Here is a 16338-nt window from a genome sequence, read left to right as displayed (position 1 = left end):
GCACCCCTGGCCCACCCCGTCACCATAGCCACTTTCCCGGCCCCGCCCGGCCCCCGTCCCGCCCCTCGGGCAGCGGACCGGACGGACCCTAGCCCTCCAGCAGTCGCTGCCCCACGTACTCGCCCGCGGGCGCGCCCGGCGGCACCGCGAACAGCGCCGAGGCCTCGTGCCGCAGGTACCGGGACAGGCCGTCGCCCCGGGACAGCCGCTGCTGCACCGGCACGAAGCCGCGCGCCGGGTCGGCCTGGTACGCGGCGAACAGCAGCCCGGCGTCGGGGGAGCCGTCGGCGAGCAGGCCGTCGTGGAAGGAGAAGCCGCGCCGCAGCATCGCCGCCCCGCCGTTGGAGTCCGCCGCGGCGAGGCGGACGTGCGCGTCGGGGGCGATCTTCAAGGTACCGTCGGCGTGGGTGGCGGCCAGGTCGACGGGGGTGCGCTCGACCGCGTCGGGTCCGCCGGAGAGCGGGGCGCCGTCGCTCTTGCGGCGGCCGATGATCCGCTCCTGCTTGTCCAGCGGCAGGGTGTCCCAGCCCTCCAGCAGCATCCGGATCCGGCGCAGCACCGCGTAGCTGCCCCCGGCCATCCAGTCCGGGCCGGTGGCGAACACGGTGGCGGCGAAGTCCGGGTCCTGCGGGCGCGGGTTGTTGGTGCCGTCGACCTGGCCCATCAGGTTGCGGCCGGTCATCGGGTGCGGCGTCGCCCCGGGCGTGCGGGCGAAGCCCGACATCAGCCAGCGCGGCGCGGCCAGCCCGGTGGCCAGCCGCACCAGCACCCGCAGCGCGTGCACCGCGACCAGGGCGTCGTCCGCGCCGATCTGCACCCACAGGTCGCCGTCGGAGCGGGCCGGGTCCAGCGCGTCGCCGGGGAAGGCGGGCAGCGCGGCCAGCGCCGCCGGGCGGCGGTCGGCCAGGCCGACCTTGTCGAACAGGGAGGCGCCGAAGCCGAAGGTGACGGTCAGCGAGCTCGGTCCGGCGTCCAGCGCGATCTGGTTCTCGCCCTCCGCGGCCGGCTCGCCCGCGGCCATCCGGGCGGCCGCCGCCGACCAGCCGCGCAGCAGCGCGGCCAGCCCGTCCCGCCCGGTGCTGGCCAGCAGGTCGAACGCCGCCCACTCGACCCGGGCCTGGGCGGGCTCGACGATCCCGCCCTGCCGCGGCCCGTGGAACGGCACCCGCGCCGCCCCCGGCGTCCCCCCGTCGGCCGGGGCGTGCGCGGACGCCCGCCCGCCCCACGCCCCGCCGGCCGCCCCCACCGCGAGCCCGGCCCCGGCCCCGCCGAGCACCGCCCGCCGGGACGGCCCGGCCGCGCCGCCGCTCACTGGCCCACCTTCAACTGCCGGGTGGCGGTGACCTGGTCGATGTCGGAGGACCGGACGGTCACCGACACCACCCACACCCCGTTCAGCGGCAACTGCGCGGTGCCGGTCCACCGGCCGGTGCCCTGCGCCTGCAGGGTCACCGGCAGCGGCCCGAGGTCGCGGTCGGGGAGGGTGAAGGCCAGCTCCAGCTCCGGCACCTCGGTGGGCTGCCCGGTCGAGTCGGTCAGCGTCAGGGTGACGGCGTTGGGCCCGGTGGCGACCGGGTTGACGGTGACGACCGCGGTGCCCTTGGCACTGGCGGTGCGGCCACCGGTGTCGTACGGGAGCTTCAGCTCCTCGGTCCGCCCCGGCACCGCCGAGGCCCCGGCCGACGGGGCCCCGGCCGACGGGGTCGACGCGGCGGGGGCGTCCGCGACGGCCTGCGCGACGCGTCCGGGCGGGGAGTTGGTCAGCATGGTGGTCACCACCAGCACCAGCACCGCCACCGCGGTCTCCACCACCACGCTGCGCCGCAACCCGGCCCGCGCGGGGGAGCCCCCGGCGGCCCGCTCGCCCCGGGCCCGGTCGCGCACCGCCCGCTGCCGGGCCAGCTGGGCGGCCCGCTCCGGGTCGGCGCCCGCGGCGCCCGCAGCGCCCGCGGCGACCTCCGATCGGTCCGGGACGTCCGCGCCCGCACCGCCCGCACCGGCACCGCCCGCGGCGCCGGCCGCACTCGCGGCACGCTCCGCCCCGGTCGCGACGGTCTCCGCGCCCCCGGCGCCAGCCGCCCCGCCCGCCCCGGCCGCGACCGCCGCCGTCTCGTCGGCGGTGCGCAGCCGGGCGGTCCAGGCGCGGGAGATCCAGGCGACGCCGAGCATCGCCGCCACGCAGCCGACCTTGACCAGCAGCAGTCGCCCGTACGAGGTGTCGACCAGGGCGCTCCAGGAGCCCAGGCCGCGCCAGGACTGGTAGACGCCGGTCACCACGAGGACCGCGACCAGCCAGAACGCCAGCCGGGAGAAGCGGTCGACGGCGGCGGCGGGCAGGCCGTGGCGCAGGCCGACGGCGAGGGCGGCGAGGCCGCCGAGCCAGCCGGCCATCGCGAGCAGGTGCAGGGCGGCCAGCGGGAGCGCCAGCGGCACCTGGATGCCGACCGAGGAGTGGTCGGCGCCGACCCAGGTCGCGGCCAGCGCGAGCGCGAGGGCGAGCCCGGCCAGACCGAGGCCGAGCCGGGTGTCGCGCTGCGGGCGCTCGGCGGCGGCCCGCTCCAGGCGGCGCAGCTCCGCCTCCTCCTCGTCCGCGGGCTCCTCGGCCGCCGCCTCCGCCTCCGCCGCGGGGGCGGGCTTCGGCTGCGACGTCCCCAGCTGGCCGACCAGCAGCGAGAGGAAGACGCCCGCGGCGGCGAGCAGCAGCAGCCGGGCGGCGAGCGCGGTGCCGATCCGCTCGTCCAGGGTGGCGCGCACCAGCGAGAGGTCGAAGGACTGCCCGAGGCCGGTGCCGCGCTCGTACGGGCCGCGCAGCATCAGCACGGCGACGGTGGACAGCAGCAGCGCGACCCAGCCGGTCATCAGCAGCCGCTGCACGCCGCGCACGGCCGCGCCGCCGGGCCAGACCGCCAGGACGAACGCGGCGGCCCCGGCCAGCAGCGCGAACGCGAGGTAGGCGACGGTGCGGGCGGTGCCGTACGCGAGGGCGACCGCGCCGTCGGCCTCGGCGCCCTGGACGGCGGCGGCGTTCACCGAGGTGTCGGAGGGGGCGCCGACGGAGAAGGTGAAGGCGCCGCCGACGGGGTGGGAGTCCTCCGAGACGGCCCGCCAGGCGACGGTGTAGGTGCCGTTGGCGAGGCCGGAGCGCAGCGCGACCCGGGCGGTGGCGGCCCGGCCGTCGACGTGCTCGGGCTTGCCGTCGTCGACCGCGTTGCCCTGCGGGTCGAGCACCCGGACCGAGTCCGTGGACAGCGACACGCCCTCGCTGAAGGTGAGCGTGACGGCGGCGGGCGCGGTCGCCACCACCGAGCCCCGCTCCGGGTCGGTGCCCTCCAGGGTGGCGTGCGCGGACGCCGCCGTCGCCCCGCCGAGCACCAGCCCGAGCGCCGCCACCAGCACCGCCAGCAGCGCGCCCAGCCGCCGCCTCGCCCCTGTCACCACGTGCGTGCCTCTCCTCGTCGCCATCGCCGATCAGCTACCCGGACGGTACGTCAGCGGCTTCACCGGCACCTTCACCACGACGCGTCCCGCCTTGGCGAACTGCAGGTCCAGCTCCAACTCGTCGCCCAGCGCGGGCTGTTCGGTCCAATCCATGATCATCAGGTGCGCGCCGCCGCGGGACAGGTCGAGGGTGCCGCGGGCCGGGACGTCCATCCGGTCGACCTGCTCCATCGAGGTGTCGGTCGAGCGGTGCATGGTCACCGACCCGGCGGCCGGGCTGCTCACGCTGACCAGGGTGTCCGCGCCGCCGCTGTTGCGGACGGTCAGGTAGCCCGCGCCCATCCCGCCCGGCGTGGCGGGCAGCGGTATGTACGGGTCCGCGACGGTCAGCCGCGGCGCGCCGCCGCCGCCGTCGTCCCCGGCCCGGTACGCCACCGCGCCCGCGCCGACCGCGAGCGCGGCGGCCAGTCCCGCCCCGAGCAGCGCGGAGCGCCGGAACGATCGGCTGCTCACACCGCCACCCCCTTCGCCATCAGCTCCAGGTCGTGCTTGTAGACGTCGATCGAGGTGCCCGCCATGTACAGCAGGTGCGCCTTGTCGTCGGTGGGCAGGAACGCCAGCACCTGCGCGCCGTGGGTGGAGGTGACCGCGCCCTTGGCGTCCACCACCGGGTCCTCGACCGCGATGCCCAGCGGCTTGGCGGCGGCCTTCACCTTCGCCAGGTCGCCGGTCATCCCGACGAAGTCCTTGCCCATCGAGTCCAGCCAGGTCCGCAGCGTCTGCGGGGTGTCCCGCTCAGGGTCGGTGGAGACGAAGACGACCGTCAGCTTCTCCCGCTGCTCGGGGGTCAGCTTCGACATCGCGACGCCGATGTCGCCCATCGTGGTCGGGCACACGTCCGGGCAGCTGGTGTACCCGAAGAACAGCAGCACGCTCTTGCCCGCGGTCCTCGCCCGCAGGTCGTACGGCTGCCCGGAGGTGTCGTTCAGCACCAGGTCGGGCTTCTCGAAGTTCTTGCTGAGCACGGTGCCCTGGTACTGGCTGGTCGACGCCTTCCGGCTGACCTTCGCCGCCCCGGTGCTCTCCCCGCCGCCACCGGAGGAGGAGCAGGCGGACAGCGCCAGCGAGGCGCCGAGGACGAGGGCGGCGGCGGTCAGCAGCCGGGGGCGGGGGCGGTGGAGGGGAGCCAAGGGACTTTCCTGTTCGTGCGGGGGTGCGGGGAGCGTACGTCCACGGAGGGGGAGGGGAGCCGGGACGGGGCGCGCGGCCCCGTCCCGGCGGTGGTTCAGGACCGCGCGGAGCGGCGGCGCAGCCCGGCCACGCCGAGCGCCGCGCCGACCACGCCGACCACGATGCCGACCACGCCCAGGGTGCGGGCCGTCGAGTCGGAGGCCTTCGCGTCGGACGCGGCGGCCTGCTGGGTGCCGGAGGAGTCGGTCGAGTGGTGGTCGGCGGCAGCGGAGGCCGCGCCCGCCGCCTTGACCAGCTTCAGCGTCGGGGCGGGCTTGGACGGCTCGGGCTGCCCGTCCTTGGCCTCCTCGATCCAGCGGACCACGTCGCCGTTGTCGTACGTCTGCAGCGCCTTGAAGGTCAGCTGCTCGGTGTCGGTCGGCAGCGCGCCGAGCGAGACCGCGAAGTCCTGGTACTGCCCGGGACCGATCCTGGTCCCGTCGTTCGCGGTCCAGGTGATCTTCGAGACGGCCTCGGTGATCTGCTGGCCGTGCGAGTCCAGCGGCTTGTCGAGCTTCGACTTCTCCGTCACGGCCGTCCAGCCGGGGACGGGCTGGGTGCGCACCGAGGCCATCGGGTGGTCCAGCGGCAGGTTGACCTCGACCTTCACGGTGGAGGCGGTGTCGCTCTCGTTCGGCACCCGGAACGCCACGGCGGTGTACCCGCCCTGCTGGGCGCTGCCCGGCTGGACGGTGACGTGGGCGAAGGCGGGGACGGCGGACGCCAGCAGGGCGCCCGCGGCCAGCGCGAGCGCGCCGAGGGAACGACGGGCGGAAAGCGAACGCATCAGGGGACTCCTGAGGAAAGGGGCCGCGCGGCGGTGCCGCGTCGGCACGGGGGAGGTGCGGGGACTCGTCCGCGCCCGCTCACGGCGCGGGCACGGCGGCAGCGGTGCGCGCCCGAGCCCCGGCGTCTGCCCCGGGCCCGATCAGCGCGCGAACGCCACCGCGGGCGGTCCCCTGCGCAGCAGGCTGTGCCGCAGCGCCGCCGCCACCGGCAGCGGCCAGTCCTCCGCCCGCCCGGTCCGGCGCGGCGCGGCCGGGCGCTCCACGCCCAGCAGCAGCGCCGTCAGCAGCGCCACCGCGGTGCGCAGCGGGGCCGCCCACTCCCGGGCGGTCAGCGCGACCGTCCGCAGCAGCCGCCACAGCGCGGCCTCGCCGCGCCGCAGCCACCAGCCCGCGACCAGCGCGGCCGCCAGGTGGCCCAGCAGCATGCCGGGGGTGAGCCCCAGCCAGCCGGACGCCGCGTGCGGCGCCGCGGCCGCGACCACCGCCTGCGGGTCCAGGCCCGCGGCGCTCACCACCTGCTCCGGCGTGGTGTCCAGCGGGACGACCGTCAGCCCGTTGCCGGGGGCGTCGTCGCACAGCAGCCGACCGGCGACCACCGCCAGCGGGTCCGCCGCACCGGAACCGGCCGTCCCGGCCATCCCGGCCATCTGCGCGTGCGCCATCGGCGCACCGCCGCCCAGGCCGCCGCCGAGGAGGTGGAACAGCAGGTGCAGTCCCAGCTGCCCGGCGCCCAGCGCCGTCGCGATCGCCGGCAGCGAGCGCTCCCGCCCGCCGAGCAGCGCCGCCGCCGCGCACACCGCGGCGAACCCCGGCAGCAGCACGTCCGGCGCCACCGCGCCACCCGCCCGCGCGTGCCCGAGGGCCGCGACCAGCGTGCACACCAGCGCGAACGGCACCGCCCGCAGCAGCCGCAGGTCCCAGGCCGCCACCGGCACCCGTCCAGCGGGCACGGCGGCGCCCCGGCGGGCGGCGGCGGTGGGTTCGGTCATGGCCGGGACATCATCTCACCGCCTACACCCGACCCCCGGGCAGGGGCGTGAACCGGCCCCGAATGGCGAGAAACCGACCGGCGCACTCACCCGTTCGCGCGCTGATCGGCACACCCGACGGGACCAGTCCATCCGCCGAACGGGCGGGCTTGGCTCGTGCGGACGGTTCGCCGTGCACCGCCGAGGAGATAGCTAGTTGTATGTGGAGCCGCAGCCAGGAGGGATCTCCCGTGGAAATCTGGTGGACTCTGCACCTCAAGCGCGAACCGGCCAGCGTGCCGCTCGCCCGTCGCGTCCTGCTCGGCGCCATGGACTCCGCCGGAGTCGACCCGCAGGTCGCCTTCGACCTCGGCCTCGCCCTCACCGAGGCCTGCGCCAACGCGGTCGAGCACGCCGCCCCCGCGCCCGCCGGGGACACCTTCCAGGTCACCGTCTCGCGCAGCGGCGACCTGCTGCGGATCGAGGTCGCCAACGCCGGCCCGGCCGCGCCCGTCCCCGCCCTCCTCGGCGTCCCGCTCGCCGAACGCCCGCTCGCCGAGCGCCTCGCCCCGCGCCCGGCCGCGTCGCGCCGCCCCGCCGCCGAGCGCCCCGGCCCCGCCCCGCGCTGCCGCACCCGCCGGGGCCGCGCCTCCGTCCCGGCCCGGGTGCTCACCGCCCGCCGCCCCGCCGCGGACCGCCCCGCCCCCTACGACACCCACGTGCTGCCCCCGCTGCCCCGCCCCGCGCTCTCCGTCCCCGACGGCCTGCCCGACCTGGACGCCGAGTGCGGCCGCGGCCTGTTCCTGATCCACGCCCTGGCCGACCGCGTCCAGCTCCGCACCCACCCGCTGCGCGGCGCCACCGTCAGCTTCGACAAGCTCCTCACCCCGCGCCCCACCGCCGCCCTGCTGCGCACCGCCTCCTGACCGGCCGCTCCCCTCCCGCGCTCCGCCCCCTCCCGCGCGTCTCACGCTCCGGAATTCACTGGCGAGCTCTCCGCGACCGCCGGTTATGGTCTAGACCGGCCACCGGAGGGGACCATGACCACCACTGCTGCGGAGCCCGCCTCCGCCTCCCGTCGCGCGCTGTCCCGGATGGGCCAGGCCCTGCAGGGGCGTGACTTCCGTCTCTGGTTCTACGGCCAGCTGACGTCCGCGTCCGGCGGTCTCGCGCAGGGTGTCGCGACCTCCTGGATGATCCTCGAACTCACGCACAACGCCGTCTGGTTGACGGTCCAGACGGCCTGCGCCTGGGGCCCGACCCTGGTCCTCGGCCCGTGGGCCGGGGCCCTGGTCGACCGCTCGGACCGGCGCCGCCTGCTGCTGGTCACCCAGAGCCTGATGATGGCCGTCAGCCTCACCCTGGCCCTGATCGCCGCCTTCGGCAGCCTCAACCTGTGGGTGCTGCTGGCGCTCTCCACCTGCACCGGACTGATCACCACCGTCGACTCCCCGGCCCGCCAGGTCTTCGTGGTCGACCTGGTCGGCTCCGGAGCGGTGGCCAGCGCCGTCGGGCTCTGGGAGGTCGCGCTCAACGCCTCCCGGGTGATCGGCCCCAGCATCGCGGGCGCCCTGCTCGCCACCAGCGGACCGGCGCTCTGCTTCGCCTTCAACACGCTCGCCTACACCGCCCCGATGCTCGCCCTGGTCAAGCTCCGCCCGGCGGGCGGCGGTCCGCGCCGCGACCGCGTCCGGGCGCCCAGGGCGAAGGCCCGCGAGGGGCTCTCCTACGCCTGGCGCTCCCCGCTCGTCCGCGGCCTGCTGCCGATGTCCGCCGCCAGCGGCCTGATCTTCGCGATGGGGCTCACCCTGCCCCCGCTGGTCAGCTACTCCCTGCACGGGGGCGGCGGCGGGTACGGCCTGCTGATGGCCGCGTTCGGCATCGGCGGCCTGCCCGGCGCCCTGCTGGCCGCCGCCTCGCCCGAACCCACCCCGCGCCGGGTGCGCACCCTGTCGCTGGCCACCTCCGCAGCGATCCTGCTCACCGCCCTGTCGCCGAACGCCTACGTCGCCGTGCCCGGCATGGCCGCCGTCGGCCTCACCTCGATCTGGTTCATCGCCACCGCCAACACCCTGGCCCAGCTGCGCTCCGCCCCCGAGATGCGCGGCCGGGTGATGTCCCTGTGGGGCAGCGCGATGACCGGCACCCTCCCCTTCACCGGCCTCGCCGTCACCGCCGTCTCCCAGCACGTCGACGCCCGGCTCGGCTTCTCCCTCTCCGGCACCGCCCTCCTGCTCGCCACCCTGGCGGCCTGGCGGGCCCTGCGCCCGAACACCTGACCCGGCGCCGACCCGCGGGCACCATCCGGCACCGGGACGTCGAGAACGGCGTCCCGGCTCCGACCCCGGTACGGAAGACGCCGATCCGCACCGCACCGCGAGGAGCCCCGCCGTGACGTACATGCTGCAGATGCACTTCAGCCAGGACGACACCGCCGTCCCGCCGATCCCCACCTGGAGCCCCGAGGCCGTGGCCGTCCACGTCGCGCACATGCGGCGGACGGTGGCCGAGCTGACCGCCAGCGGCGAACTGGTCGAGGCCCGCGGCCTCGCCATGCCCGACACCGCCCGGATCGTCCGGGCCACCGACGGGGCGCCCCTCGTCACCGGCGGGCCGTTCCCGAGCGGCAAGGAGTTCCTGTTCGGCTGGTGGCTGGTCGACTGCGCGGACGAGGCCCGGGCGGTCGAGATCGCGGCCCGGGTCTCCGCCGCGCCCGGGCACGACGGGAAGCCGATGAACATGCCGATCGAGGTCCGCGAGCTGATGTCGGAGCCCCCGGCGCAGGGCTGACGGTGCAGGGCTGACGGTGCGGGGCGGACGGTGCGGGGGCGGTGCCGTCGCGCCGTCCCCGCGCGAATTGCCGGGACGGTCCGGGCGGCGGACCATGGTGATCATGATGCACCAGATGCGCGCCGAGACCGACCCCACCGGCGCCACGGACTCCGTGGTCAGCTGGCACATCGTCCGCAACGCGGACCTCACCGCGCTGTGCGGCCGGGAGCTGGCCGCCGCCGCGCCCCTCCAGGACGCCACGCGCTGGACGGCCGACCCCGACCACAACTGCCACACCTGCGGGGCGCTGTTCCTGCGCGAGACCCCGTACCTCCCGGACGAGCACGACGAGCGCTGACGGTCGGCGGCCGTCGGCCCTCGGGGGTCCGGCACCCGGCTCCGGCGTACCCTGGCGGGTGTCCCGACCCGTTCCGCCGGAGGTGCTCCCGTGGTCATCGACTCCGCCACCGACGGCCGGGTCCAGCGCGGCAACGAGACCCGCCGGGCGGTGCTCGGCCGGGCGGTGCAGATCGCCTCGGTCGAGGGGCTGGGGGCGCTGTCGATCGGGCGGCTGGCGACGGACCTGGGGCTGAGCAAGAGCGGCGTGTTCGCGGGCTTCGGCTCGAAGGAGGAGCTGCAGCTGGCGACCGTCCGGGCGGCGCGGCGGATCTTCCACGACCGGGTGGTGGCCCCGGCGCTGGAGCGGCCCGCAGGGGCGTCCCGGCTGCTGGCGCTGTGCGAGCACTGGCTGGAGTACTCGCGGGGCCGGGTCTTCGACGGCGGCTGCTTCTTCTACTCGGTGACGGCCGAGTTCGACGCCCAGCCCGGCCCGGTGCGCGACGCGCTGGCCCGGTCGGCGCTGGAGTGGGAGGGCCTGGTGGTCGACCTGGCCCGGGCGGCCGAGGCGGCCGGCGAGCTGCCGCCGGGCTCCGACCCGGAGGAGCTGGCGATGCTGCTGACCGGCCTGATGGACGGCGCCAACAGCCTCGCGGTGCTGCACGACGACCCGTCCCGCTACGACCGGACGATGCGGGCGATCCGCCGCCTGCTGGGCCTCCCCCCGGCCTGACCGCCCGCTCCGGAGGACCGCCCCACCCGACCGCCGGGCCCTTCGGGCGCTCCCTAAAACTGCACGAACGGTCGTGCTAATATCCCGCCCATGGCAGCTACCGCTCTCGTCCGCACCGCGCTGAACGCCACCTCCCGGGTCGCCACCGCCCCGCCGGGCCGGGTGGCCTTCGAGCTCTTCCGGCACCCGGTCCGCCGCAGCCGGGTCCGCCCCGCCGAGCGCGAGCTGCACGACCGCGCGGTCACCGAGGAGCTGTCGGTGAACGGCAAGCGGGTGCGGGTCTACCGCTGGGGCGACGGGCGGCGGCCGGTGCTGCTGGTGCACGGCTGGCGCTCCCGGGCGTCCCGGTTCACCCCGTACGTGCGGGGGCTGCTGGACCTCGGGATGAGCCCGGTCGCCTTCGACGCGCCCGCGCACGGCGACTCGGGCGGCCGGACCGTCACGATCCTGGAGTACCGCGAGCTGATCGTCCGGCTCGCCGAGCGGCACGGGCCGTTCGAGGCCGCCGTGGCGCACTCCTTCGGGGCCTGCTGCACCTTCCTCGCGATGGCCGAGGGCGTGCCGGTCGGGCGGCTCGTCTCGATCGCCGGGCTCGCCGAGTTCGGCTACCTGGTCGAGGCGTTCACCGCACTGATGGGTCTGAACGAGCGGCTGGAGCGGGACCTGGCCCGCCGGATCGAGCAGGTCCTGCTGCCCGGCGCCGGGGACGTCTGGCGGCGCTTCGACGCCACCCGCCGCCCGGAGCTGGTCACCGCGCCGATCCTGGCGGTGCACGACGAGGAGGACGACGTCGTCCCGTACCGCCAGGCGCAACTGCTGCGCGCGGCGTACGGCGAGGGGCAGTTGCGGCTGATCACCACCCGGGGCCTGGGGCACCGCCGGGTGCTCGTCGAGCCGACGGTGGTCGACAACGTGCTGGCCTTCCTGGCCGAACCGCTGCCGGTCGGGCCGGTCGGCCCGGTCGGCCCGGTCAGCCCGGTCGGCCCGGTCAGCCCGGTCGGCCCGGTCGTGCCGGACGGGCCGGTGGACGTGCTGCCCGCCGCCTGACGGCGGGTCGGAACGCCGGACGGCCGGTCCCGCGCACGCAGTGCGGGACCGGCCGTCCGGGTGGGCGGGCGGCGCTCAGCCGCCGCTCTTGCGACGGAAGGTGCGCTTGCCGCCGGCCGCGCCGTGGGTGCCGTGGATCTTCGAGTCGCCGCCGGGGCCGCCGTTCGTGCTCCGGTTCGCGCCGCCCTTGCGCTGCAGGGCGGCCAGGAACTTGGCCTTCTGGTCGTCCGGGGCGGCGGCCTCGGCACCGGTGCCGGTCTCGGCGGTGGCGTCCGGCGCGGGCTCGGTGGCCGGGTCGGTGTCGCTGCTCATGGGGACCTCCTGGACGGGGAGCGGGTGTGCTGCAGCACACCCTGCCATGCCGAGCGGGGATGGTGTCAGCCGATATCGGCGTCCGCGCCCCCCGGCGCGCCGCGCGGACGCTACGCCGCCCGGTGGGCGCCGGTCCGCGGGTGCTCCCGGCGCTCCCCGTGCTCCCCGTCCTCGCGGTACTGCAGACCGCCGATCATGAACAGCAGGGTGAGCACCGGGAAGCCGATCGCGGCGATCACCAGTACGAAGAACTGCCAGACCATGGGGTCGCTCCTGTCGCGGGACGTCGGGAGAGCCGAGGCCGATTGACCGGCTTTGCCCCATTATGTCCGATCGGCTCCGGGGCACCCGGGGACGGAACGCGGTCGGACCCCTGTTCGGGACCGGGTCGCGGCCGCAGACTGGAGGGCATGCGGGTAGAGCTGGCAGTCGACGCGCGCCGCCCCGACCGGGCCAACGAGGACTTCGCGGTCGCCACCCCGGAGGCGCTCGTCCTCCTGGACGGCTCCAGCGCCCCGGACGCCCTGCCGTCCGGCTGCGCCCACGGCATCGCCTGGTACGTGCGCCGCCTCGGCGTCCACCTGCTGGCCAGGCTCACCGACCGGGCCGACCGGCCGATCGCCGACTGCCTGGCCGACGCGATCGCCGAGACCGCGGCCCTGCACGGCGGCGGCTGCGACCTGGCGAACCCGGCCACCCCCGCCGCCATGGTGGTCGCCGCCCGACTGCACGAGGACACCCTGGAGTACCTGGCGCTCGGCGACTCCCTGCTGGTGCTGCACCTCAAGGACGGCCCGCCGCGGGTGATCGGCGACAACCAGCGCTTCCCCGGCGGCGAGGCGCTGCGCCGCCAGATCTGGTCGACCGTCCCGGGCACCGCCGAACGCGCCGCGCTCTACCTGCGGTACGCGGTCGCCGTCCGGGCCGCCCGCAACACCGGCCACGGCCCGTGGATCGCCGCCGCCACCCCGCACGCCGCCGAGCACGCCGAGACCGGCACCGTCGCCCGGGCCGACCTGCACGGCGTGGCCGCCCTCTCCGACGGCGCCGCCCGCTACACCGACCGCCTGGAGCTGGGCAGTTGGGCCGACGCGGTGCGGCTGCTCGCGGAGGCGGGCCCGGCCGAGCTGATCGCCCAGGTCCGGGCCGCCGAACGCTCCGACGCCGCCTGCCTGCGCTGGCCCCGCGGCAAGGCCCACGACGACGCCGCCGCGCTCTACGCCCGCCTCTGACCCGGAGTCAGCCCGCCGCCACGAACACCGCGCGCCGCGCCGACCCGTCCGGCGCGGTGTACGGGCCGACCGCCTCGCCCGGCGCGGGCGCCCCGGCGGACTCCTCGACCGGTGCCAGCACCCGGCGCAGCACCGGCTCCACCTCGCCCGCCACCGGCGTGACCGTCACCCTCGTGTCGACCGCGTCGCTCTCGGACTGCTGCTGCGGCACCGCCTCCCCGCGCAGCAGCCGCGCCAACTCCGCTCGCACCACGGGGTCCTGGGCCCCGTCGTAGAACCAGCGGGTGCCCAGCACCCCGTGCTCGGCCGTCCCGATCAGCGCTCCCTCCGGAGCCCCCGCCAGCGGCGTGCCCCGGTACGCCATCGGCACCAGGTAGGCGTCCCGGTCGTCCGTCACCACCAGCAGTTCGATGCCCACCTCGCCCGCCGGGTCATCCAGCCGGAACCCGCCGGCCCGGACCAACTGGCCTCCCCCGGGCCGGAACCAGCTCTGTCCCGGCAGCCATGCCGCCAGCAGCTCCAGTTTCCCCGGTTCGATCGTGGTGTGGTGGATCGTCGCCATGGCCGGCCTCTCGCTCCGATGGTTCCCGTCGGCCCCAGCCTACGAACCCCGGGCCGGTAGCGTGGTGGGGCCGGAACGGAGCAGGGGGAGGACGGCGTGGGGATCAGGCAGGTCGGCGAGGGGGCCGGGCGGCGGGCCGGGGAGGCGCTGGGGTCGGTGTCGGGGGCCGTGACGGGCGCGGTCTCGGGGGCGGTCGCCTCGGCCCGGGCCAAGGTCGGGCCGGACTGGGCGCGGCGGGCCCTGGAGACGCACCCGAAGCCGGGGGTGCCGCCGGAGGAGGAGTGGGAGGTCTCGCTCGCCGGGCTGATCGGCCGCCTCCCGCACGTCCCGGGCCCGGCGGTGCGGCTGCTGCACCTGCTGGACGGGCTCGGCCAGGTCGCGGTCGGGCCGGAGGAGGTCGGCTTCGACGGGGAGTCGGTCGCCTGGGGCAGGGTCCTGGAGATCCGCTGCCACAGCACCGTCGACCTGCTGCCGGACGTGGTGGTCGAGCGCGAGGTCGACCGGATCCGCGAGTTCCTGCCGCCCCTCCCCGGCCGCAAGTGGCTGGTCACCAGGGCCGCCGAGGCGCTGCTCACGGTCGCCCTCGCGGCGAGTGCCGCCGCCGAGCGCCAGGAGCGCTCGCTGCCCTGCGAGATCGTCGCGAAGAACCTGATCGGCCGTCCGAAGAACCTGGCGGGCGGCCTGTTCGCGGCCTCCGCGCTCACCCTGATCCCGGAGGCGGGCGAGGCGCTGCTCGCCGCCGCCCGGGAGCGCGGCATCCCGGTCACGGTCGTCGACGACCCGATGACCGGCCTGCACGCCGAACGCGCCGCCCAGCTCCGCGGCGCCACCGACCGCCTCACCGAGGCCCTCCGCCGCCTGCGCGGCACCGACGCCGACGCCGACCCCGACCCGGAGGCCGATCCGGAGGCCGCCGCCGGGCGGAGCAAGGCCGAGGTGGGTGCCGCCGCCCTCGCCGAGCTCGAACAGCTCAACGCCCGTCGGCAGCACGGGGACTGACCGACCGCTCGGGCGCGGCCGACCGCTCAGGCCGGGGCGGTGGCGAAGGCGTGCAGCCAGGTCAGGTCGCGGTGGCCGGGGCCGTAGCGCTCGGCCTCGTGGGAGCGTTCGACGGCGGTGGGGCGGAAGCCCGCTCCGGTGAGGAGGTCGGTGACGCGGGCCGCGGACTGGTAGCGGTAGAAGCGGGACGCGTCGCTGCTGAAGGGCTCGACGACCTGCTCCTCGCCCTCGCCCTCCTTGAAGCTGGCGAACAGCGCGCCGCCGGGGGCCAGCACGCGGCGGAAGCCGGCCAGGGCGGTGCGGACGTCGTGGTCCTTGAGGTGGAGCAGCACGGCCTGGCACCAGATGCCGCTGAAGTGCCCGTCCGGGAAGTCGAGTCGGCGGGCGTCCATGACCCGGAAGCTCAGGTCGGGGCGGCGTTCGGCGGCGCGGGCGACGAAGGCGGGCGACAGGTCGACGCCCTGGGCGCGCAGGCCGCAGTCGGCGAGCAGGGCGGTGTCGCGGCCGAAGGCGCAGCCGACGTCCAGCACCCGCCCGGCGGGGTCGGGCAGCAGCCGGACGAAGGCGTCGATCTCGGTGGTGGGGAGCATGGCGGCGGTGGCCCGCTCGTAGCGGCCGGGGTCCAGGTCGTAGGCCCGGACGGTGGCGTCGAGGTAGTCGCCGGGGTGGTCGTCGTGCACGTGTGCCGTCCTTCCGCAGCCGCGCGGACGGTTCGCGCGGCAACCCTCCGGACGCGGGTTCGCGTCCGGAGGGTTGCACCGGAGGGGACGTCAGGAGGTCACCGGGTCACCGAGAAGGGCAGCTCCACGCGCCTGCCCTCCACGTCGGCGTAGTCGGTGCCGACGACGGTCAGGCGACCGTCGACGCTCTCGACGTCGCTGGGGCGGCGGTGGCCAGCAGGGCGGCGGACAGCAGCAGGGCGGTGGTCAGTGCGGTGCGGTGCTTCAACGCTTTCTCTCCTTCGTCGGGGCGGTCGGGGCGGTGCGTGCGGAGACTCACTCCTCGTACGCGGTGGAGTGCGCCTGGGCCGCCTCCACCGGGTGCAGGTCGCCCTCGCCGAGCAGGGCCGTGACCCGGGGCTGCCGGGCGAAGGCGACCACCTGATCGACCGTCAGCGGGGACGAGAGCGGGGTGCCGCCCTCGTACGCGTACGGGCCGACGCTCAGGTCCACGTCGCTGCCGCCGAGCCGGAAGGCCACGCTGGTCGAGGTCCGCCCGTCGCTGTCCAGACCCGTCCAGGCGGTGCCCGTGATGCCGCCGGCCAGTTGGACCCGCTTGCAGGTCGAGCCCTTCACCTGCACCTCCTGCCCGATCGGGGTATCGGCGCAGAGCGTGCTCGGCGGGCCCGCGTCGCTGTGGGGGCGCACCGAGAAGCGGAGCAGGAGGTCGCCCCGCGCGGACCTCCCCAGGTAGTCGGAGACGCGGTCGCCCAGCAGGCTGACCGAGCCGATCTCCGGTGGCAGCAGGTCCTGCAGCGCGGCGGCGCTCCGCTGCCGGAAGTCCTCGATCCGCAGTCGCTCGGCCTCCGGGAGCACCGGGACGGACTGCGAGGGGTCGGGGGACGCGGTCGGGGCGACCGTCGCGGTGGGGAACGCCCGCGGGCTCGCGGTCGGCGCCGCGGCGACCTGCAACGGCGCCGGCCCCGCCCCCCCGCCCGAGGGCTCGGGCAGGAGGGCCAGCCCCGTCGCCGCCAGCGCCGCCGTGCACACCGCCGCCCCGCCGATCGCCAGCCGCGCCCGCAGCCGCCGCCGACGCCCCTGCCGCATCGCCCCGGCCGTCAGCCCGACCGGCTCGGCCAACTCGTCGGTGGCCCGGCTCATCGCCCCTCTGACGAACAGGGCCCCGGGGGCCTGCTCCTGATCCTGCATGTCGAAGCTCCTTCACGGTGTTTTGTTTTTTGATCCGGCATCCGCCGCGGACC

Annotated in this window: 19 protein-coding genes; 8 read left to right on the top strand and 11 right to left on the bottom strand. The window is 76.6% G+C overall.

Features of this window, described 5'->3' with window-relative positions; translation table 11 throughout:
- Positions 1–88: 88 nt before the first annotated feature.
- The 6 genes from efeB to ACFY00_RS05265 form a co-directional block, all read right to left on the bottom strand.
- On the bottom strand, positions 89–1312 hold the full coding sequence (gene efeB / locus ACFY00_RS05290) for an iron uptake transporter deferrochelatase/peroxidase subunit (protein ID WP_388027439.1): 1224 nt from the start codon (positions 1310–1312) through the stop codon (positions 89–91).
- Positions 1309–3438 carry a FixH family protein gene (locus ACFY00_RS05285; RefSeq protein WP_388027438.1) on the bottom strand — a complete coding sequence of 710 codons (2130 nt, stop codon included), beginning with the start codon at positions 3436–3438 and terminating at the stop codon, positions 1309–1311. The genes efeB and ACFY00_RS05285 overlap by 4 nt, the downstream gene beginning before the upstream one ends.
- 30 nt (positions 3439–3468) lie before the next feature.
- Positions 3469–3951 carry a copper chaperone PCu(A)C gene (locus ACFY00_RS05280; RefSeq protein ID WP_388027436.1) on the bottom strand — a complete coding sequence of 161 codons (483 nt, stop codon included), beginning with the start codon at positions 3949–3951 and terminating at the stop codon, positions 3469–3471.
- Positions 3948–4628: an SCO family protein gene (locus tag ACFY00_RS05275; protein ID WP_388027434.1), complete on the bottom strand. Its 681-nt coding sequence runs from the start codon at positions 4626–4628 to the stop codon at positions 3948–3950. The genes ACFY00_RS05280 and ACFY00_RS05275 overlap by 4 nt, the downstream gene beginning before the upstream one ends.
- Positions 4629–4723: 95 nt before the next feature.
- Entirely contained in the window at positions 4724–5455 is a 732-nt protein-coding gene (locus ACFY00_RS05270) for a YcnI family protein (protein WP_388027431.1), read from the bottom strand.
- A gap of 141 nt (positions 5456–5596) precedes the next feature.
- The gene (locus ACFY00_RS05265; RefSeq protein WP_388027429.1) at positions 5597–6445 is read right to left on the bottom strand and encodes a hypothetical protein; all 849 of its coding nucleotides are present in this window, start codon (positions 6443–6445) and stop codon (positions 5597–5599) included.
- A 230-nt stretch (positions 6446–6675) separates the two neighbouring features.
- On the opposite strand from ACFY00_RS05265, the gene ACFY00_RS05260 reads away from it, so the two are divergent.
- The 6 genes from ACFY00_RS05260 (at position 6676) to ACFY00_RS05235 (ending at position 11312) form a co-directional block, all read left to right on the top strand.
- A complete protein-coding gene (locus ACFY00_RS05260; protein ID WP_388027426.1) occupies positions 6676–7350 on the top strand; it encodes an ATP-binding protein in 675 nt (224 codons plus the stop codon).
- Between the two features lie 114 nt (positions 7351–7464).
- Complete coding sequence (locus tag ACFY00_RS05255) at positions 7465–8703, top strand: MFS transporter (protein ID WP_388027424.1); 1239 nt, start codon at positions 7465–7467, stop codon at positions 8701–8703.
- 121 nt (positions 8704–8824) lie between these two features.
- Complete coding sequence (locus ACFY00_RS05250; protein ID WP_388027999.1) at positions 8825–9214, top strand: YciI family protein; 390 nt, start codon at positions 8825–8827, stop codon at positions 9212–9214.
- Positions 9215–9317: 103 nt separating this feature from the next.
- Positions 9318–9554, top strand: coding sequence for a hypothetical protein (locus ACFY00_RS05245; RefSeq protein ID WP_388027422.1), 237 nt, complete (start codon positions 9318–9320; stop codon positions 9552–9554).
- A 90-nt stretch (positions 9555–9644) separates the two neighbouring features.
- Positions 9645–10265 (top strand): TetR/AcrR family transcriptional regulator, encoded by a 621-nt coding sequence (locus ACFY00_RS05240; protein WP_388027420.1) that lies wholly within the window; start codon positions 9645–9647, stop codon positions 10263–10265.
- Positions 10266–10355: 90 nt separating this feature from the next.
- Positions 10356–11312 (top strand): alpha/beta fold hydrolase, encoded by a 957-nt coding sequence (locus ACFY00_RS05235; RefSeq protein WP_388027418.1) that lies wholly within the window; start codon positions 10356–10358, stop codon positions 11310–11312.
- Positions 11313–11387: 75 nt separating this feature from the next.
- Here ACFY00_RS05235 and ACFY00_RS05230 read toward each other — a convergent pair whose 3' ends face one another.
- Positions 11388–11624: a DUF5302 domain-containing protein gene (locus ACFY00_RS05230; RefSeq protein ID WP_388027416.1), complete on the bottom strand. Its 237-nt coding sequence runs from the start codon at positions 11622–11624 to the stop codon at positions 11388–11390.
- A 110-nt stretch (positions 11625–11734) separates the two neighbouring features.
- The gene (locus ACFY00_RS05225) at positions 11735–11887 is read right to left on the bottom strand and encodes a hypothetical protein (protein ID WP_388027415.1); all 153 of its coding nucleotides are present in this window, start codon (positions 11885–11887) and stop codon (positions 11735–11737) included.
- Positions 11888–12034: 147 nt separating this feature from the next.
- Here ACFY00_RS05225 and ACFY00_RS05220 point away from each other — a divergent pair, with 147 nt between their 5' ends.
- Positions 12035–12856 (top strand): integrase, encoded by an 822-nt coding sequence (locus ACFY00_RS05220; RefSeq protein ID WP_388027414.1) that lies wholly within the window; start codon positions 12035–12037, stop codon positions 12854–12856.
- 7 nt (positions 12857–12863) lie between these two features.
- Here ACFY00_RS05220 and ACFY00_RS05215 read toward each other — a convergent pair whose 3' ends face one another.
- The gene (locus tag ACFY00_RS05215; RefSeq protein ID WP_388027411.1) at positions 12864–13418 is read right to left on the bottom strand and encodes a 1,4-alpha-glucan branching protein; all 555 of its coding nucleotides are present in this window, start codon (positions 13416–13418) and stop codon (positions 12864–12866) included.
- A 96-nt stretch (positions 13419–13514) separates the two neighbouring features.
- Here ACFY00_RS05215 and ACFY00_RS05210 point away from each other — a divergent pair, with 96 nt between their 5' ends.
- A complete protein-coding gene (locus ACFY00_RS05210; protein WP_388027409.1) occupies positions 13515–14417 on the top strand; it encodes a hypothetical protein in 903 nt (300 codons plus the stop codon).
- 26 nt (positions 14418–14443) lie between these two features.
- Here the strand turns inward: ACFY00_RS05210 and ACFY00_RS05205 are convergent, their stop codons facing one another.
- Positions 14444–15097 (bottom strand): class I SAM-dependent methyltransferase, encoded by a 654-nt coding sequence (locus ACFY00_RS05205; RefSeq protein ID WP_388027407.1) that lies wholly within the window; start codon positions 15095–15097, stop codon positions 14444–14446.
- Between the two features lie 315 nt (positions 15098–15412).
- Positions 15413–16285, bottom strand: coding sequence for a hypothetical protein (locus tag ACFY00_RS05200; protein WP_388027405.1), 873 nt, complete (start codon positions 16283–16285; stop codon positions 15413–15415).
- Positions 16286–16338: the final 53 nt, after the last annotated feature.

The sequence above is a fragment of the Kitasatospora sp. NPDC001540 genome (assembly GCF_042894345.1).
GTDB classification, from domain to species: domain Bacteria; phylum Actinomycetota; class Actinomycetes; order Streptomycetales; family Streptomycetaceae; genus Kitasatospora; species Kitasatospora phosalacinea_C.
This window is presented reverse-complemented; position numbering and strand designations above follow the sequence as displayed.